Source organism: Clostridioides sp. ES-W-0018-02 (assembly GCF_020658175.1).
Taxonomy (GTDB): Bacteria; Bacillota; Clostridia; order Peptostreptococcales; family Peptostreptococcaceae; genus Clostridioides.
This window is the reverse complement of sequence record NZ_JACVVY010000004.1, coordinates 232,235-252,037: the sequence shown is the minus strand read 5'-3', so window position 1 is coordinate 252,037 and position 19,803 is coordinate 232,235. Positions and strand designations below refer to the sequence as shown.

21 protein-coding genes are annotated in these 19,803 nt (G+C 27.5%); 4 read left to right on the top strand and 17 right to left on the bottom strand.

The features are described from left to right. Nucleotides 1-110: 110 nt before the first annotated feature. The 8 genes from IC219_RS12195 to IC219_RS12155 all read right to left on the bottom strand — a co-directional run bounded on the left by IC219_RS12195 (nt 111) and on the right by IC219_RS12155 (nt 6,595). A complete protein-coding gene (locus IC219_RS12195) occupies nt 111-260 on the bottom strand; it encodes a hypothetical protein (protein ID WP_227434212.1) in 150 nt (49 codons plus the stop codon). 1,046 nt (nt 261-1,306) lie between these two features. Further along, nucleotides 1,307-2,758: a leucyl aminopeptidase gene (locus IC219_RS12185; protein WP_227434210.1), complete on the bottom strand. Its 1,452-nt coding sequence runs from the start codon at nt 2,756-2,758 to the stop codon at nt 1,307-1,309. Nucleotides 2,759-2,773: 15 nt separating this feature from the next. Beyond that, nucleotides 2,774-3,214, bottom strand: a complete 441-nt coding sequence (locus IC219_RS12180; RefSeq protein ID WP_227434209.1) for a MarR family winged helix-turn-helix transcriptional regulator — start codon at nt 3,212-3,214, stop codon at nt 2,774-2,776. Between the two features lie 260 nt (nt 3,215-3,474). Further along, nucleotides 3,475-3,903: a GerW family sporulation protein gene (ytfJ, locus tag IC219_RS12175; RefSeq protein ID WP_227434208.1), complete on the bottom strand. Its 429-nt coding sequence runs from the start codon at nt 3,901-3,903 to the stop codon at nt 3,475-3,477. Further along, on the bottom strand, nt 3,857-4,489 hold the full coding sequence (locus IC219_RS12170; protein ID WP_227434207.1) for a DUF2953 domain-containing protein: 633 nt from the start codon (nt 4,487-4,489) through the stop codon (nt 3,857-3,859). The genes ytfJ and IC219_RS12170 overlap by 47 nt, the downstream gene beginning before the upstream one ends. A gap of 219 nt (nt 4,490-4,708) precedes the next feature. Beyond that, nucleotides 4,709-5,248: an SMC-Scp complex subunit ScpB gene (gene scpB / locus IC219_RS12165; RefSeq protein ID WP_227434206.1), complete on the bottom strand. Its 540-nt coding sequence runs from the start codon at nt 5,246-5,248 to the stop codon at nt 4,709-4,711. 1 nt (nt 5,249) lies between these two features. Next, on the bottom strand, nt 5,250-5,969 hold the full coding sequence (locus tag IC219_RS12160; protein ID WP_227823659.1) for a segregation and condensation protein A: 720 nt from the start codon (nt 5,967-5,969) through the stop codon (nt 5,250-5,252). Between the two features lie 29 nt (nt 5,970-5,998). Next, nucleotides 5,999-6,595: a site-2 protease family protein gene (locus IC219_RS12155; RefSeq protein ID WP_227434204.1), complete on the bottom strand. Its 597-nt coding sequence runs from the start codon at nt 6,593-6,595 to the stop codon at nt 5,999-6,001. A gap of 258 nt (nt 6,596-6,853) precedes the next feature. On the opposite strand from IC219_RS12155, the gene IC219_RS12150 reads away from it, so the two are divergent. The 3 genes from IC219_RS12150 (at nt 6,854) to IC219_RS12140 (ending at nt 8,476) form a co-directional block, all read left to right on the top strand. Beyond that, nucleotides 6,854-7,003: a hypothetical protein gene (locus IC219_RS12150; protein WP_227831213.1), complete on the top strand. Its 150-nt coding sequence runs from the start codon at nt 6,854-6,856 to the stop codon at nt 7,001-7,003. Nucleotides 7,004-7,195: 192 nt separating this feature from the next. After that, nucleotides 7,196-8,050: an AraC family transcriptional regulator gene (locus tag IC219_RS12145; protein WP_227831214.1), complete on the top strand. Its 855-nt coding sequence runs from the start codon at nt 7,196-7,198 to the stop codon at nt 8,048-8,050. 3 nt (nt 8,051-8,053) lie between these two features. Continuing rightward, nucleotides 8,054-8,476 carry a DUF2000 domain-containing protein gene (locus tag IC219_RS12140; RefSeq protein WP_227434201.1) on the top strand — a complete coding sequence of 141 codons (423 nt, stop codon included), beginning with the start codon at nt 8,054-8,056 and terminating at the stop codon, nt 8,474-8,476. A gap of 115 nt (nt 8,477-8,591) precedes the next feature. On the opposite strand, the gene IC219_RS12135 is transcribed toward IC219_RS12140, so the two are convergent. From IC219_RS12135 to IC219_RS12125, 3 genes are all read right to left on the bottom strand, one after another. Beyond that, a complete protein-coding gene (locus IC219_RS12135; RefSeq protein ID WP_227434200.1) occupies nt 8,592-9,755 on the bottom strand; it encodes a D-alanyl-D-alanine carboxypeptidase family protein in 1,164 nt (387 codons plus the stop codon). Nucleotides 9,756-9,808: 53 nt separating this feature from the next. Beyond that, a complete protein-coding gene (locus tag IC219_RS12130; protein ID WP_227831215.1) occupies nt 9,809-10,009 on the bottom strand; it encodes a CD1290 family small acid-soluble spore protein in 201 nt (66 codons plus the stop codon). Nucleotides 10,010-10,210: 201 nt separating this feature from the next. Then, nucleotides 10,211-11,887: a ribonuclease J gene (locus IC219_RS12125; protein ID WP_227434198.1), complete on the bottom strand. Its 1,677-nt coding sequence runs from the start codon at nt 11,885-11,887 to the stop codon at nt 10,211-10,213. Between the two features lie 216 nt (nt 11,888-12,103). On the opposite strand from IC219_RS12125, the gene IC219_RS12120 reads away from it, so the two are divergent. Next, nucleotides 12,104-12,841, top strand: coding sequence for a metal-dependent hydrolase (locus IC219_RS12120; RefSeq protein WP_227434197.1), 738 nt, complete (start codon nt 12,104-12,106; stop codon nt 12,839-12,841). A gap of 120 nt (nt 12,842-12,961) precedes the next feature. Here IC219_RS12120 and IC219_RS12115 read toward each other — a convergent pair whose 3' ends face one another. From IC219_RS12115 to alaS, 6 genes are all read right to left on the bottom strand, one after another. After that, entirely contained in the window at nt 12,962-13,420 is a 459-nt protein-coding gene (locus IC219_RS12115) for a Fur family transcriptional regulator (RefSeq protein WP_227434196.1), read from the bottom strand. 275 nt (nt 13,421-13,695) lie between these two features. Then, nucleotides 13,696-13,983: a DUF1292 domain-containing protein gene (locus IC219_RS12110; protein ID WP_009889069.1), complete on the bottom strand. Its 288-nt coding sequence runs from the start codon at nt 13,981-13,983 to the stop codon at nt 13,696-13,698. A 77-nt stretch (nt 13,984-14,060) separates the two neighbouring features. Continuing rightward, on the bottom strand, nt 14,061-14,486 hold the full coding sequence (gene ruvX / locus IC219_RS12105) for a Holliday junction resolvase RuvX (RefSeq protein ID WP_227434195.1): 426 nt from the start codon (nt 14,484-14,486) through the stop codon (nt 14,061-14,063). A gap of 151 nt (nt 14,487-14,637) precedes the next feature. Next, entirely contained in the window at nt 14,638-16,809 is a 2,172-nt protein-coding gene (locus IC219_RS12100) for a hypothetical protein (RefSeq protein WP_227434194.1), read from the bottom strand. A gap of 9 nt (nt 16,810-16,818) precedes the next feature. After that, nucleotides 16,819-17,076 carry an IreB family regulatory phosphoprotein gene (locus IC219_RS12095; protein WP_003419418.1) on the bottom strand — a complete coding sequence of 86 codons (258 nt, stop codon included), beginning with the start codon at nt 17,074-17,076 and terminating at the stop codon, nt 16,819-16,821. A 24-nt stretch (nt 17,077-17,100) separates the two neighbouring features. Beyond that, nucleotides 17,101-19,740: an alanine--tRNA ligase gene (gene alaS, locus IC219_RS12090; protein WP_227831216.1), complete on the bottom strand. Its 2,640-nt coding sequence runs from the start codon at nt 19,738-19,740 to the stop codon at nt 17,101-17,103. Nucleotides 19,741-19,803 lie beyond the last annotated feature (63 nt).

The window sequence follows — 19,803 nt, the reverse complement described above, 5'->3', positions numbered from 1 at the left end:
ATTGTAATTGAGATACCATTTTTTATTTTATTTGTGTATATTATTTAATATTTTCATAAACAATTAAATTTTATCCAGTATAATGAGTTTTTGTCAGCAAAATTTTATTTTTAACTTCTATATTGTTCTCTCTTATTTTCATAAATTTTACTATATTCTTCTATCGCTTCATCCCATGCTTCTATATCTGTTATCCCTTTTTCAATTGCTAATAAATGAACTATCTCAGCTAACTTTGATGCTGATTCTATTATTCCCATTTGTTACACCCTCTCTATTGTCAAATACTTACAAAAACTGTTAATTAGTTCTAATATTTGTTATTATTATTCCCAAAAACTTTAATAAATAAAAATATTTTTATTTTTTGACACGATTCTAATATGGCCACTATGACTACGAAATTTAAAAACTTTTATCTCTTTAAATTTTCTATATAAAATCTTAACTTTATTAAATTTTTTATATATTAAATTGACAGAGGATGAATATATTTATATAGGTACATATTAATTTATTATAGGAGAGAATGCTCTATGTTTAAAATTTTTCTTTTTTCTAGTGAACAGTTTGTAAGTCTTTTTATATTCGGATTATTTCTATATCATTGTCCAAAGCTAACAAAAAATATTTTACCCTATAGTTACACAGTTGAAAAAATACTTTGTACCTTAATGGTAATAGTCGTTGCTTTAGAACAAATTTTAATTATTTCTTCAGGGAATTATAGCACCTTGAATTCCTTACCAATTGGAATTAGCCATATTTGTATCTACATATGTATAGCTATATTAGTTTTTAAACAGTATCATTTTTTTAACATATTTTTTTCTTGGAGTTTAGTTTGTTCTGTTGGAGAACTTATTTTTTCTAAAAACTTAGGATACGAATTTCCTAGCTTCATATATTTTCTATTTATCTTCTCTAAATGTTTGATAATATATGCAAATATTTATATGGTTGATGTAAGAAAATTTAAAGTTAACAGACATGCATTTAGAGATAATTTTGGAATTTGTCTTATTTATTTTTCATTTATATTTTTACTAAATACATTTACTGATTCACAATATTACTATAGCTTTTTAAGTTACAATACAACTACCATTTTCATATTTATTTTTGCTACTAGCATTGTGTACATACTTCCTCTTTTATCCAATATAGATACCTTTATCCTTGAAAAAAAGAAAAAGAGTAAATAATTTGTTTAAATTTATAAATAAAGCCACTTAGATATTTTTTAAGTTTTAAAAATATCCAAGTGGCTTTACACATTAAACTATAGTTTTTGTAATATATAATTTTATACCTCTGCTAAATAATACAATGTCCTAACAGGCTCTCCTGTCGCTCCTTTTGATTTATATCCCTTTGATTTTGATGATGTACTTGTACCTGCTATATCCATATGTATCCATGGAGTACTGCCAACAAATTCTCCAATAAAGGCTCCTGCTGTTATGCATCCAGCATTTTTACCTCCAGTATTTTTAAGGTCTGCTTCTTCTCCCTTTACCATATTTTTAAACTCATCATAAAGAGGCATCTTCCAAACTCTTTCTCCAGATAAAGTAGATGCTTTTTCCAATTCACAATAAAAATCATCATTATTTGTTACTACAGGAGTTGCAACATTACCTAATAATGTTAAAGCTGCACCAGTCAATGTTGCTACATCAACAACTTTTGTTACTTTTTCATTATTAATAATGTAATATATTGCATCGGCTAATGTAAGTCTACCTTCTGCATCTGTATTTAAAACTTCGATAGTTTTTCTTGCCATAGAGTTAATTATATCTCCTGGCTTATATGAACCTCCCGATAAAGCATTTTCACATGCAGCTACTACTGCTATAACATTTTTCTTTAATTTACTCTGAGATATGGCACACATAGCTCCTATTACACTTGCAGCTCCAGCCATGTCTGTTTTCATATCTAGCATAGATGCATTTGATTTTAAAGAATATCCACCAGTATCATAAGTCAATCCTTTGCCCACTAGACCTAGTATATCTGAATTCTCTTCATCTCCAAAATATCTCATTACTATAAATCTTGGTTTATTAACTGAACCTCTTGATACAGCAAAAAAAGCTTCCATACCCAATGCTTTTATTTTTTCTTCTTCATAAATCTCAACATTAAATCCATACTCTGCCCCAAGTCTAACTGCCTCTATTGCCAATGTCTTTGGGTATATTATATTTGATGGTTCGTTAACTAGATTTCTAGCTATTATAGTTGAATTAGATAGTATTCTAGCTTTTTCTATTTGACAATCTGCTTCTTTTTCAGTGAATATAATTATATTCTCTATTTCTCTTTCTTCAAATTCTTTACTTTTTGTCTTATATTTATCAAATTTATAGTTTCCAAGCAATATTCCTTCTGAAAAAGCACCTATCTCTTCTATATCTAAATTAATATTTATTATGTTAATATCATTATTTTTACATACTTTATTTCTCAATATACTTTTTATTTTTTTACATAAATTGCCCCCTATGATTCTAAGTTTTTCCTTATCTAAAGATTCTTTCTTACCAAGACCAACTAGACAAATATCTATTAGATTTTCATTTTCGAGCAATGTCACAATCTCTATGTTATTTTCTTTAGCACTGAAGTTTTTACTTACAATATTTAATTTATCAAACATTGTAGAAACATTCTCATCTTCAAACACAGTAACTACAGTTATAGCATCATCCAAGCTTTTTAATATTTCTTTAGAACATTTTATCTGCATATCAAATTCTCCTTTTTAAAATAATTGCTCAATTATATTTCTAGAGTCTTCCAAAGAATCAAATAATTTATCTTTGTTTTTTACATCTAAACAGTTCATTTTATCACTTATTATAGATATAAATTTTAATATTTCATCATCTAGTATTTTTTCTCCACTTTCAGTTATTCCATAAAAAGTATTTCGTCTATCTCTACTATCTTCTTCTCTATATACATAGTCTTGCTCAACTAGCTTATTAAGCAATATACACAAACTAGAAGTAGATACATGTAAGTCTCTACTTAAATTTTTAAGTTCCATTTTATTATGCTTTCTTATACTTACTAAAGCAAAAAATTGCCTTTCTGTAAGTACTTTACCTTTTTTATATCTTTCATTATTAATAATCTTTATTAAATTATGAAAGTTATTCATACTTTCCAACAACAAAATAGATAACTCTTTATCACTCATAAAATTCACCTCAAAATTAATAATTGGGACTCCCTCTCATCCCCCCAATATGTTTATATATCTCTAATATAATACTTCTTTTCTTTTTATAATTATACTATAGATAAACTTTATTATCCATTTAAATTGTTTTAAACTAAAATATTATTAGGTATAAAGTAAAAAACATTTAAATTACATTATAAAATAGTGAGACTTATATCAATCTCACTATTTTACTTAAGGATATATTTTATTTTCAAAAGTATTCTAATCTTATACTACATATTATTCTTGTCTGTATTTTTATTATTTTGAGATATATTCTGAATTTTTTCTAATACTCTAGGAGTTATAGACAAGATATTATCTACTAGATTAATATTACTATCTAAACTCATTATTCTAGTTTCTCCACTTTCAACTACTACAAATGCTACTGGTTGTACAGATATAGCTCCTGCACTACCTCCTGCAAAATTTGTATCTGCTTTTTCACTTTTTATTTCAATATTTTTATCTTTCTCATCATATCCTTTTGAATATTCTCCTCCACCTATACCAAATCCAATTGTTACTTTTGATATAGGAACAACTACTGTAGTATCTGTTTTTATAGGGTCTCCTATAATAGTATTTGCATCTATAGAACCTTTAATAGTTTCAAGAGTTGTTTCCATAAGACTTTGTATCGAACCTGTTGCTCTCATTACTATCACCTCCCTTATAATTTCCTTTATTTTTATTCATAACCTTATTAACCATTATTATAAAATGAAATAAATCTTTTATTCTTGACCTTATATGTATCCTTACATTTCCCAAAAAGTAATCTTTTGTAAAATTTGGATTTACATTTAGATATATTTTTTCTGCATCAATTATATTAAATAAATTTCCATATAGAGTATTTATTAATACATACACAGAAGATGTCAAACTTACATTTTTAGTTCCAAAATCAATGTTTGAATAAAATTCATGTATTTTTATCTTTTTTAATAGTCTATAAATACTTAAAAGGTCATCAGCTAATAATATACTAGAGTCTATATTATTCTTCATCCCCTCTTTTTTATCATTATTGTTACTATTTTCAGCTGGATATAGTTGTCTATTTATATTTATTAAATCAAACATGTATTTTATATTAAGTTTTAAGCAAACATCTTTATTGTTTATATCTGCTATTAATAAGATATTTATATGAGACATTAAAAACAATACAATTATACTTATTATAAAAATTATTGCTATTATTAAGTATTTAAAATTAAGTAATTCATTAATCTCCATGTCTATATTATCATCAAAAAATTACTATTTATACTTAATTAACCATATTTATTTTACCAAAACCACTTTTTTATATTCACACAAAAAAACACAATAACTTAGAGTATTTTAAACCTTCTAAAAAATTTAAAACTATAAACTAAATTACTGTGTTCTCCATATTTTTATTTTAAAATTAACATTTCTATTGTAAAATTAATATTCTCTTTGTATAACATTTTATTCATTTGTTAATGCTTCTTGATAAGTTTCTATAGCAGGCAACTCTTCAAGACTTTCTATATTTAGCAACTTTAAAAATTCATCTGTTGTCTTATAAATTATAGGTTTTCCTATTTTATTAAGTCTACCAGCCTCTCTTATAAGTTGATTTTCAAATAGAGTTTGTAGCACCTTATCACATTTTACTCCCCTTATATCTTCTATCTCTACCTTCGTTATTGGTTGTTTATATGCAATTATAGTAAGAGTCTCTAGTGTAGCTTGACTCAAACTTTTCTTTTTCTTTGGTTCAATAATTTTTTTTATATATTCTGCATAATCTTCATTTGTACACATTTGATATTTGTTTTCCAATTTGATTATTTGAATACCTCTATTTTTTTCTCTATATTCATCAATAAGTAAATTTAACATAATCTCTATCTCTTTTGATGAAAGTTCTTTATTTATTATATAATTTAATTCTTTTATACTTATTGGGTCACCATATGCAAACATAATAGATTCTATAATACACTTTATATCTTCTCTTTTCATTTTAACACTCCGAACTTTTTCTAATTAAAATATCATCAAAAAATATATCTTGTACCACCACTATCTCTTTTTCTTTTATAAGCTCCAATATAGATAAAAAAGTAGCAATTATTTCATCATTTTCATATGATTTTATGATATTTGTAAAAGTAACTTCTATTTTCTCTTTTATGACATTTCTTATATACACTATTTTTTCTTCCACAGATATTATCTTTTTTCTCACTATTTTATCCAATTTTTCATCATTAGTACTTTCAATTTGTGATGTTTTAACCTTAAATATATATGGAAGTATATTTTTTATTGCCTCTATTGATATATCTTCTAAATCTACATTATCATCAATAACTATTTCTTCTTTAGTTCTATAAAATCTTTCATTAATATAAGTTATATTTTCCTTTATATCTTGTGATGCTATTTTAAATTTTCTGTATTCTTCTAATTTCTCCATAAGTTCTATTCTTGGGTCTTCTTCTTCATCCTTTTGTTTGTAAAGTAAGTATTTAGATTTTATCTCTAAAAGCTTAGATGCCATAGTTATAAATTCGCTAGTTATCTCTAAATCCATTTTGTCTAACATTTTTAGATAATTAAGATATTGCTTAGTTATATCTATAATTGATATATCTTTTATATCTATCTTGTGTTTAGTTATCAAGTCATACAGCAAATCTAATGGTCCCTCATAAACTTGTAATTGTATATTATACTTCATATTAATCCCTCTTTAAGTTATTTATTTTATTAAACAAATAAATATACTATTCTTAGTAATACTGTATATATTGGTGTTAATATTATTTGATATATCCCTGTAAATAAAGCAATCAACAAAATTATATAACTCATATTTTCAAATTTATATACATATTCATTCCATTTATATGGAACAAGTGTAGATATAACTCCCCATCCATCAAGTGGAGGTATAGGCAGTAAATTAAAAGCTGCAAATCCCATACTATATAAGAATACATATTCAGCTATTGTATTTATCGCATACATGTGCACATATTTATTTATAATGACACAGACTATAGCGGTCAGAACATTACAGAAAACACCTGCAAGTGAAACTATCAAATTGCCTATCTTGTAATTTTTAAAATTATTAGGATTTACTGGGACTGGCTTTGCCCATCCTATTCTAAGAATAAACATAGCCAAAAGACCAATTGGGTCGACATGTCTTACAGGATTTAATGTCATTCTTCCATAAGCCTTAGCTGTATCATCACCTAATAAATGTGCCGAGTATGCATGACCAAACTCATGTATTGATATTGCCATGGCTATACCAACCAAACTTGCTACGATTTCTCCTATATTCATACTTAACATTAATGTACATCTCCTAAATTAAATTTTTAATACTATTATAACAATTAAATAACTTATAATCAAAATTATTTTATATTATAATAATTGTGTGTATAAGCATAAAATTAAAATTCATTTTTTACTTTATAACTTTTATTATTATATCATATTAGCTGTAAAAATATAATAATTACACTTATTGGTAGTACAATATTATATTGACATAAACTGACATTGTTGTTATCTTATTGGTGTATTACAAATGAAGGTAACAACAAAATGAATAGTACTGTAGAAAATAATGAACTAAAATTTAGATACACAGTTGAATCAGATACAAACCTTTTATTAAAATTTATAAAAGAACTTGCTTCTTATGAGAACATGTTAGACGAAGTTATTGTAACTGAAAAAATACTTAATCATTAACTATTTGTAAAGAAAAAGGCAGAAGTTTTAATTGGTTAGCAAAATAAATTACATATAAATATTATTTAATTTGACAACTAAAAAAATTAAGTTGTCATTTTTTTAGTTGTTCTTAATTTTTAGTCAATATCATACAAGAACTACAAAAAAATATATGTTACACTTTATACATTATGAAAGGAGGTTGTCCAGGTGAAACAAGAAGAACGCACAGTATGTTTTGATAGTGAATTAGAAATTGAAGCATATAGATTCAAAGGTATTATGCAAAATTTTCCAAACCATTTTCATGAACACTATGTGATTGGTTTTATAGAAAAAGGTCAAAGATATTTATCATGCAAAAACAAAAAGTATACCACAAGCACAGGAGATTTATTACTTTTTAATCCTTTTGATAGTCATACTTGTGAACAAATAGATAATGAAGTTCTTGATTATAGATGTATTAATATTAAACCAGAAATAATGCAAAAAGCTGTATTAGAAATTACAGGGAAAAATTATTTACCTCAATTCAATCAGCAGGTAATATTTCGTAGTGAATTAGTACCTTTGCTACAAGAACTACATCATATAATTATGGAAGAACAATTAGATTTTAAAAAAGAAGAAATATTCTTTTTCCTAATTGAACAAATAATCAATGAATATACAGAGCCAGTTTTACAATCTAACTCAGAAAAAATAAATACAGAAATTCAAATAGTCTGTGATTATTTAGAAAATAATTATGCTGAACGCATAGCACTTGATGAATTAAGTTATCTAGCAAAAATGAATAAGTACTCATTACTTCGTAATTTTACAAAATTAAAAGGTATTACACCCTATAGATACCTTGAAAATATAAGAGTAAATAAAGCTAAGAAACTTTTAGAAAATGGAATAGAACCTATAGATGCTGCTATACAAACAGGCTTTGTGGACCAAAGTCACTTTACAAATTTCTTTAAAAACTTTATTGGTCTTACACCTAAACAGTATCAAAATATATTTATAAACAATGATAAAAATAATTTTAAAGAGGATAAAAAGGAGAATTGAAAAATGGAAAATAAAAATGTAAAATGTGTTATGGTAATAGATGAAAATTTACCAATGGGAATTATATCAAATACAGCAGCAGTAATGGGAGTTACACTAGGTAAATATACTCCAGAAATAGTAGGTCCAGATGTAGTTGACAAAACAGGTAATAATCATTTAGGAATTGTTGCTATACCTGTGCCTATCTTAAAAGGAAACAAAGAAATTATAAAGAATTTACGTAAAAAATTATACACTCCTGAATTTGAAGGATTAACTGTTGTAGATTTTTCAGATGTTGCACAAGGTTGTAATATTTATGAGGAATTCACACAAAAAATTGCCACTGTCCAAGAAGATGAACTACAGTATTTTGGTATAGGAATATATGGAAATAAAAAGCAAGTAAATAAACTTACAGGCAGTATGCCTTTACTTAGATAATCATTGTAAGCATCCTGCTTATAACAATCTTTAATATACTAGATAAAAATACCCATATAGTACTTCTATACGGGCATTTTTTATGTGAATTATAGCTGTATCTTATCGCAAGTTATTATATCATATTATCAATTATTCTTTGAAGCATTTGTAGGTAACTTGCCTTATTTATATCTTTATTATTTATTAATTCTACTTCACCTATTACTTTTTTATCTTTACATATCTTTATCTTTCCTAAAACAGTACCTTTTTTAATTGGCATTTTAGGATTTTTTACTATTTCTATTTTCTTTTCAAACTTTTTAGAACTTCCTTTTTTAATAAGAGCATTTAAGTCTTCTTTAGCAACTAATTTGACTTTATTTTCATCAGCTTTATCTAATGTAAGTGTAGCGATATTATCTCCCTTACTACACAGCTTAACGCTTTCATAATTTGCAAATCCATAATTTAAAAGACTAGATGCATCATTAAATCTTTCAGGAGAAGTTTCTGCACCCAAAGTCGCCGCAACTAAATGAGTATTACCTCTTTTTGCTGATGCTGATAGACAATATTTAGCTTCTTGAGTAAATCCAGTTTTAACACCAGTAGCTCCTTGATAATGCTTTATAAGCTTATTAGTATTTGCAAGACCTACTGTAACTTGTTTTTTACCTACTACAACCTTATCCATCCATGTAGTTAAGTATTTACTTATCATTTCATGTTTTAATAATTCTCTAGACATTAAAGCTATATCATGAGCAGATGTATAGTGATTTGCTACTGGAAGTCCATTTGTATTTGCAAAATGAGTATCATTCATATTTAGCTCCTTTGCTTTAGAATTCATCCTATCAACAAACCCTTCAACACTTCCAGCCAAGTGTTCAGCCATAGCTACACAGGCATCATTTGCAGAAGCAACAGCTATACCTTTTAATAAAGTATCAACCTTTTGAGTTTCTCCTGGTTCTAAAAATATTTGACTACCACCCATACTAGATGCAGTTTCACTCACTTGTACTTCATCATCAAGTTTAATATCACCTGAATCCAAAGCTTCTACAATAAGTAACATTGTCATTACCTTTGTTACACTGGCAGGAGGAAGCTTCTTATGAGCATCCTTTTCATATAAAATTTGTCCACTACCAACATCCATCAAAATTGCCGATTTTGAAGATATATTTAGTTGGTTGGCATCAGCATTGTCCTTACTATTTGCAAAAGAAAAACTCAAAGGAGTAAATGCAAGTAATATAGCCAAAGCAGTACTAGCTAATTTTTTCATAGATGTCACCTCTTAAAGTTTATTTAAACTTATTTTCTCACAATTAACTTTTTTTATTCTAAATGCCTAGATATACCTTGACCTAAATTTTTTTTCTTTTCAAGCTTTTTAAAATAATCTTCTAAAACACCTTTATTCGATGCATTTTCTATTATTTCAAAGGCATCTTCATAATTCATTCCATATTCTCCTGCTATTTCCATCTTAGTTTGTTTTAAAGCGTTTCTAGCATTTTGTTTTGAAATATTATCCATAAATATCCTCCTATTAATAAAATTTATATATAAGTAGTTTTTACTAATAAAAGATTGTTATAATTGGTATTTTATGTAATATCTAAATTTTTCAATATTAAAAAGACCTCTTGTAATTCTTAAGATGATATCAATTTAATCTTTTGATATCATTTTAAAAATTACAAGAGGTCTACTTTTCAATTTTATAAACTTTATATCCTATACTTCCATTATTATAGGAAGTATCATTGGATTTCGCTTAGTTTTTTGATATAAATACTCTTTTAGGTTTTCTTTAATGTTATTCTTTAAATAAGCCCATTCTTTAATATTTTTCTCTTCACACTCGTTTAGAACGTTTTTAATTATATCCTTTGCTCCATCCATTAAATCTTCAGACTCTCTTACATACACAAAGCCTCTAGATATTATATCTGGACCTGCTAAAACTTTGCCTTCATCTTTAGAAATAGTTACTACAACTATCATAAGACCATCTTCTGATAAATGCTTTCTATCTCTTAAGACTATATTACCTACATCTCCTACACCTAATCCATCAACTAGTATATTTCCTGTTTGTATACGATTTGCTACTTTAGCAGAGTTTTTATCTAACTCTAAAACATCTCCTGTTTGCATGACAAAAATATTTTCCTTGTCCATTCCAAGTTGTTCAGCTATTTCAGCATGTCTTTTTAACATTCTATATTCACCATGAGCTGGCATAAAAAACTTTGGTCTAACTAATGCATGTATAAGCTTTAATTCTTCTTGACAGGCATGTCCAGAAACGTGTATATCCGCTATATCACTATATACTACTTCTGCTCCTTTTTCAAATAAGAAGTTTATTACTCTTGATATTAATTTTTCATTTCCTGGTATTGGATGAGCAGATATTATAACTAAATCGCCACTCTTTATTTCTACTTTTTTGTGTTCTGAAAAAGCCATTCTAGCAAGAGCTGACATAGGCTCACCTTGTGAACCAGTCGTTATTATCACTAACTCGCCATCTTCATGCTTGTATATATCATTTAAATCTATTAGCATATCGTCAGAAATATCTAAATATCCTAATTCCTTGGCAACTCCAACTACATTTACCATTGAACGACCTGATATAGCAACCTTCCTATTAAACTTTTCAGCTGTATTTATTATTTGTTGTAATCTGTGTATGTTAGATGCAAACGTAGCAACTATAATTCTTCTACCATTTCCCTTTGCAAATAACTCATCAAGACCTACTCCAACAGTTTTTTCAGACATAGTAAATCCTGGTTTTTCTGCATTAGTACTATCTGCCAACATTAAAAGAACTCCTTTTTTGCTCAACTCACAGATTCTATGCATATCCATAACATCACCATCAATTGGAGTTAAGTCAATCTTAAAGTCTCCTGTATGGTATATTATCCCTTGGTCTGTGTGTACTGCAATAGAGTAAGCATCTGGTATACTATGGTTATTTTTCAAAAACTCTACTTCCATATTATCAAGCTTTATAACTTGTCTTGGAGTTATGACATTTAACTTAACATTATTCATCTTATGTTCTTTCAATTTTACTTGTATAAGACCTATACTAAGTCTCGCTCCATATACAGGAACATTTATCTTTTTTAGTATATATGGAAGAGCTCCTATATGGTCTTCATGTCCATGTGTAATAAATATACCCTTTATTTTATCCCTGTTTTTGACTAAATAAGTTATGTCTGGTATAACTATATCTACTCCTAACATTTCATCTTCTGGAAAACTAAGTCCAGCATCTATAACAATTATTTCATCTTTATACTCAACAACAGTCATATTTTTTCCAACTTCGTTAAGTCCACCTAAAGCCATTACCTTTATCTTGTTGGTGTTCTTTTTGAACAATTGCATCATCTCCTTCTGTCTATTTAATTTTTTAACACGTTCTACAATCTTAAATAATATCAAATCACGCACTCGCTACCAGTTATTCTTATTGTACCATAATTCGTATCATATTTTAAGCTATATTTAAAATACATTTAACGTATTATTTTGACAAACCTATTTTATTTTGATATCCTCTAAATATTATATGATTTAATATCTGATATTTTAGGAGGATTTATGCGTGGTAAAACTCATTGTGCAATAGGAATTTTAACAGCTATCCAGACATCTTTAATTTTTACAATTCCTATATCTCTAGTAGATATTTTAGTTTCAGCTACTTTTGCAGTACTGCCCGATTTGGATAAATCTAATTCTATGGTCTCAAATTTCATTCTAAAAAACAATATATCCAAATACATATATAGAATTTTTATATACGCTATTAATATTATTATTTTCTTTATTTCAATAAATATAAATGATAATTTTTATTTAAGTGCAATAATTACATTTGTTGCAATTATAATTATTGAGGCAAAACTAACCCATACATTTCTGAGAAAAATCTTTCTATCATTAATATTTATACTATTAGCTATATGCTTATACATCGTAGAAGTTGAAATATATTTTATAATTTTTTGTCTAATGTTGTCAATTTTTCCCTGGCTAAAGCACAGAAGCTTTTCTCATAGTATATTTGCAACCATCATAATATATTTTTTACTAAAACAAATAGAATTAATCACTAGTATTAATAATTTATCTTTTTATGGAACACTTGGCTATGCAAGCCATATGTTTTTAGGGGATTTATTTACAAAACAAGGAATACCACTTTTTTATCCACTAAGTGAAAAAAAGATTTCCTTAGGATTTTTAACAGTTGGAGGACCATTTAGTAATTTTATAGAAAAATCATTTATTTTCATACTTATAGGATTAATTATATTTTCAATATTAAAATTATAAAAAGCTTTAAAGCTATTTATATTTATACTATATATTTAAATTTATAATAAAAAATGGAAGAATAGCATAGAATATAAAAGTTCTATACTATTCTTCCATCAACATTAAATTACAGAAGAATTATTCTTCTGAATCACTTATTTTATTACACTCATCACATAATCCATAAAATTTAACATCATGATCAAGTATTTTAAATTTGTACAATGATTGTATTTCTTTTTCTATATTGTCTAAAAGGTCTTCTTTAGCTTCCATTATCTTTCCACAATTTTTACAAATAAGATGATGATGATTATGACAGTCTTCTTTATGTAGACTAATCTCATATCTTATACACCCATCATCTAAGTTTAGTTTTGATATTAATCCTATTTCGTCTAATAACTGCATTGTTCTGTATACAGTAGCTAGCCCTATTTCAGGACAGTCAACCCTAACTAAATCATAGATTTCTTCACTACTTAAATGTGAATGGTCATGTTGAAGCAATATCTCAACTATTGCTCTTCTTTGTGGCGTAATCTTAAAACCAGTTTCTTTTAACTTGTCTTTTAATAAATCCATTGTGTTTGCCATAACATCACCCTTACTATTTTCAATTGATAATCTTTATTAAATAATATTGTAATTGATAATTCTTTTTTTGTCAAGACATTTGAAAAAATTTAATTTCTTCTCATAATATAAATATATACCCATAAAAGATATATTATTCACCAAAATCTATAAATTTTTTAATAAAAAATAAAAAAACAGATATATACTATAAATACTTTTTACAATTAATAATTCTTAATTAAAGTAAATACAGTAAAATACCTGATTTTTTATATACAAACTTAATTATTTACCTAGTTAAGTCCATTTGATTCATCTTCGTCGTAATTTAAACCTTCTTCTTCCATTATAGCAGTATATACAGCTACAACAGTTTCATACTCTTCATCACTTTCTAAAGGTATTAGTATTTCTCCTTCTTCATCTTCATCAATTCTAAATATTAAAGCTTCTTCAGCCTCTTCATCATCTAAAGGCATTAATATTGCATATTCTTTTCCTTCTGCTTCTAATGTTAATATTATTTCAAATTGGCTTTCTACACCATTTTCATCAATTAAATTTATTATATTTTCTTCCATAATGTCATTCACCTCAAATTTATTTTTATTTTTATTATTTATATTATATATCATAAGTATTCAATTTTATAGTTCTTTTATGAATTTATTTTAAAATCTAAATATCCTTGTAAAATTATTACTGCTGCCAACATATCTATAACCTTTTTTCTTTTTTGTCTACTAACATCCGCTTCTAACAAAGATCTCTCTGCTGCTACTGTAGAAAGTCTCTCATCCCAAAACTCTACATCAATTCCTGTTTCTTCTTTTAATAATTCACAAAACTTAATTACCTTTTCTCCTTGTGGTCCTAAAGTACCATTCATATTTTTTGGTAATCCTGACACAATTTTATTTACTTGTTTTTCTTTTATTATAGCTTTTAATTCTTCAATATCCTTCTTCTTGCCAACTCTTCTTACCGTTTTTATCCCTTGTGCAGTTAATCCCATTAAATCACTTACAGCAACTCCAATAGTTTTATCTCCAACATCAAGACCCATTATTCTTCCATCTAACATATTTTCTCCTTTTATTTACCTTATTTTATAAAACATATACATTTCATTAATTACAAAAATTGCAATATGAATTTTTGATGTAAGCTGTTTGGTTTACATTAATAATCATATTGCAACTTTTTATTCAAAGCATATATACATTAAAAAATTTTTAATTATTTTTTTCAAATATTATCATGTTTATGCTTATTATTATAAGTGGTATAAGTATATATATAGATGCTGTAGATGCAGCAACTATACCAGAGTCATTAACTAAAAGAGTAATTATACAACCAACCATAGATGCAATGAATCCTTTAAACAAAATTGGAAAATTATTCATTATCTTTCTAAAGTGTCTAGATGGTTTAAATATAAGTACTGCAATCACAGCAATTCCCACAAGTAAAATATTTACCCATACACTTGTCTGTGCTAATTGCATATTCATTTGAATTTTTCTTCCAAATGTCTGCAATATCTCTCCTGGTCCATTTAAGAAAATTCTTTGTACAAACATTCCTAAGTGAGATTCACTACCTGAGATTATATCTAGAGCTGCAAATGCACAAACAACAACCACAGCTGAAATAGCTAATAGTGCAACTTTTTTAATATCTAGTTTAGCATCATATATAAGCATTATAAACAACAAATATGCTACACATTCTGATATTGCTCCACCAACATTTGCCCCCATAGAAGGATATGCGCTAGTTATAAGTATTATTAATGAAAATATTACAACAAGTGGCTTAGAAACCTTCTTGTAATGTAATAAAACTGCTAAACCAAATACTGCACTTGCTATGGTTACACCTTCATACTCATTTCCTACACCATAGTATCTGGCACCAATAACAGCATCATAACTCATTATATTATTTTGCATTAAGTATGTTCCAAATACAGAATCTATGACTATTATTAAAATAGTCAGTGTTGCAAAAAATCCCATATGTTTTATATCATTGTCTTTAAATAACTTTCGACCTAATAAGTATAACACTAGTGTAGTTACAAATATTCCCAAAGATATTGTAATTGGGGTCTTAAAATTCATCAAAGGAGCCAACATAAATGACAGAGGCATTATTATACCCAATTTTATAAACTCCTTAAGTACTTTGAATACACGCTCTTTATGTGGCATGTAATTTCTAAAGAATATTGCAAACATTGCAATTACCCAAGAAGCAGATATTACACCTACAAATCCATTTATGATACTTGACCTTATAGATGATATAGATACTATCTTTTTATAAAGTGATTTTAGGTAACTAGCATTATCTTCTTTGTCAACCAAAGTATAACTTCTACCCACCATTTCATCATTTTTAAGACCAAACTCATTTAATATGTCCACTCCAACATCTAAGTTTGCAACAATACCAGCTTTTCTTGTTGTAGCAGATTCCAATAGACCCTTTCCTTCTCCACTAAATTTTATTATTGGAGAAAGTCTTCTCTTATTTTTATAATCTAAATCACTTGGAAAAGCACTTGATACATAAACAGTATCATTTTCTCCAACCATAGAAAATACTTCTTTAAGGTATTTATCTATATTTTTTACAATATTTTTCTTCATTGCAGCATAAGTATTATCATTTAAATTCAATCTATACATATCTAATCTATATGTATCTCCAAGCTCTACAAATATAGCATCACTATTTTTATAAGACTTTTTAGTTTCATCTAATAACTTATCGTAGTCTGTAACTATTCCAAACGGCATCTTAGAATCTTTTTTGTTAATATCATCAATATTCCCAGAATCAATTCTTCCATATTGATCCATAGCAACTAAACATAAATTTCTATTTTTAACCAATTGGTTATTTTCAATTATATCAGCATTTCCAATTACGGATGTTTTTAGTCCATTTTCTGATAAAGTTTTTCCCAATGAACCTAAGGTTGCTCCATATTCTCCATACTCTAGATTTTCATTTATTGACCTATTAATACTTAAATTATTTATCTCTTTAGCTTTTTGACCTGTTGCAACTTCAAAAGTTTTAGCAGTATCTTGGTCTACTTTTTGAAAATTGATATAGTCTTCAGTAGTTACATCAGCTCTTACTCCTGCACCCATACTAGCATAAGACCTTCTATCATCAGTACCTTGATCCCCTCTTATATTCATAAGAGCTATATGACCTCTCTTTTCTAGCTCACTCTTTAAGATTGGAACCTTCAACATACTTCCAAGATTGGTCCTATTCATATCAATAAATATGACTTTGCCCTTTTCTTCAGCAGAACTGTAGCTAGCAGTTGATACAAAAATCATAATAACTACTGCCAACAATGACATAATCTTTTTTCTCATTTATTTGACCTACTTTCTATTCAGATAGTGCGTGATTACTTCTTCAAGTATCTCATCTCTTTCAAATTTTTTAATTATAGCTCTTGCATTTTTATGACTAGTTATATAACTAGAATCGCCAGAAAGGAGATACCCTATAATTTGATTTATAGGGTTATATCCTTTTTCAACTAGTGCTTTATATACAAAATCTATCGTATCTCCCACACTCATTCTATCTTCTGGTATTCCTTCAAATTTCATAGTGTAGTCTAAATCTTTTTCCAAACTAAAAACCTCCTTAAGTGAATGTTATTTAACTTGTGTCTTAATAACCTCACTTGCATAGCTTAGAGCTTGGTCAACCTTAGATATGTCACTAGCTCCTGCTTGTGCCATATTAGGTCTTCCTCCACCTTTTCCTCCAGCTATTTTTGCAACTTCTCTAACTATATTCCCTGAATGTATTCCTTTATCTAACACATCTTTAGTAGCAGTAACTACAAAGTTAACTTTATCATCTACTACATTTGCCAATACTACTACACCAGAGCCAAGCTTATCTCTTAAATTATCTGCTGTTTCTCTTAGTGTATCCATATCCATACCTTCAAATTTATTAGTTATTAAGTTAACTCCATTTACTTCAAGCTTAGAATCAAAAATAGAATCAGCTGATTGTAAACTCATTTTAGTCTTTATATCATGTAATTCTTTAGATAAATTTTTATTTTCTTCTAATAAAGAACTTATTCTTTGAATTAAATTATCTTCTTTAGATTTTAAATTTACACAAACTTCAGATATAATTCCTTCTTTTTCTTTTAAGTATTCATAAACAGCTTTTCCTGTTATTGCTTCTATTCTTCTTACTCCTGCTGCTACTCCACCTTCAGACAATATTTTAAACATTCCTATCTGAGAAGTATTTGTCAAGTGAGTTCCTCCACAAAGTTCTGTAGAATAATCTCCCATAGAAACTACTCTTACTTCATCACCATATTTTTCACCAAATAGTGCTGTAGCTCCTTTTTCTTTTGCTTCTTTTATATTCATAATATCACATTTTATGTCTAAAGATGATAAAATAACATTATTTACTTTTTCTTCTATAACTTTTAATTCTTCATTTGATATAGCTTCAAAGTGAGTAATATCAAATCTTAATCTATCTGGAGTAACTAAAGAACCAGCTTGATTAACATGCTCTCCTAATACTTCTTTTAGTGCTTTATGAAGTAAATGTGTAGCACTATGGTTTCTTGCAGCAGACATTCTAACATCTCTATCTACTAATGTCTTTACTTTATCTCCATTACTTATTTTTCCTGATTTTATTATACCTATATGTTTTATACTATTATTAGCACCTTTTTTAGTATTTAATACTTCCACTACTAAATTTTCGTTGGTTATTAATCCACAATCACCAACTTGTCCTCCACCTTCAGGATAGAAAGTAGTATTGTCTAGTACTATAGATACTTTATCACCTTCTTTTGCATTTTGAACTAATTCATCCTCTTTAACTATAGCTTCAATAATTCCTTCACCATATAATTCACTATATCCATTAAACATACTATCTATAGTAGACTCTAATTTTGATAGAGGGTCTTCCTTCCAACTTTCTCCATCCATATTTCCTCTAGCATTTCTAGCTCTTTCTTTTTGTTTTTCCATTTCTTCATTGAAAGACTCTTCATCTACAGATAAATGTTCTTCTTCCAAAATTTCTTTAGTTAAGTCTATAGGGAATCCATAAGTATCATACAGTTTAAAGGCTTCTTGACCACTTAAAACAGTTTTTCCTTCATTCTTTAATGCTTCTATATATGAGTTCAATATTTCTGTTCCTTGGTCTATAGTTTCATTGAATTTTTCTTCTTCTATTCCAACAACTTTTTTAATATAACTTTCTTTTTCAACTAAAACTGGATATGCTTTATCATTTACCTTTATAACTTCATCTATCAGTTTTTGTAAGAATAATTCTTTTACACCTAATAGTTTACCATGACGAGCAGCACGTCTAAGAAGTCTTCTAAGAACATAGCCTCTTCCCTCATTTGATGGAAGTACTCCATCACTAACTAAGAATGTCACAGCTCTTATATGGTCAGTTATTATTCTTATTGATATATCATTTTTTGGATTTACTCCATATTTTACTCCTGTTAACTTTTCAACTGCTTCCAATATAGACTTAATAGTATCTACTTCAAAGATAGTCTCCACACCTTGCATGATACATCCCATTCTTTCAAGGCCCATACCTGTATCTATATTTTTACTTTCTAATAAACTGTAGTTTCCTTCTTCATCTCTATCAAACTGAGTAAATACATGGTTCCAGAATTCTAGGTATCTGTCACAATCACAGCCTGGTTTACAGTCTGGATTATCACATCCATATTCTTCTCCTCTATCAAAATATATTTCTGAACAAGGACCACAAGGACCTGTACCTATCTCCCAGAAGTTATCATCTTTACCAAGTCTAACCATTCTTTCTTCTGGAAAATTCATTTCTTTTGCCCATATATCATAAGAATCGTCATCTTCTTCATATACAGTTACCCATATTTTATCTTCTGGGATACTTAGCCATTCTGTGACAAATTCCCATCCCCATTTAATTGATTCTCTTTTAAAGTAATCTCCAAATGAGAAGTTACCCATCATTTCAAAAAAAGTGGCATGTCTTGCAGTTATACCTACATTTTCTATATCTCCAGTTCTTATACATTTTTGAGATGTACACATTCTTAAACTTGGAGGTACTTCTACACCTGAAAAATAATTTTTTAAAGGTGCCATACCTGAGTTTATAAGCAATAAACTCTTGTCATTGTTTGGTACTAAAGAATAGCTATCTGCTGCATAGTGACCTTTTGACTCAAAAAATTCTAAAAACTTACTTCTTATCTCGTTTAGTCCCATCTTTTCCATATTATGTTCCTCCTAATAAATTATATTTTTTCGTTTAAATAAAAAACCTCGTCCCTATAAATA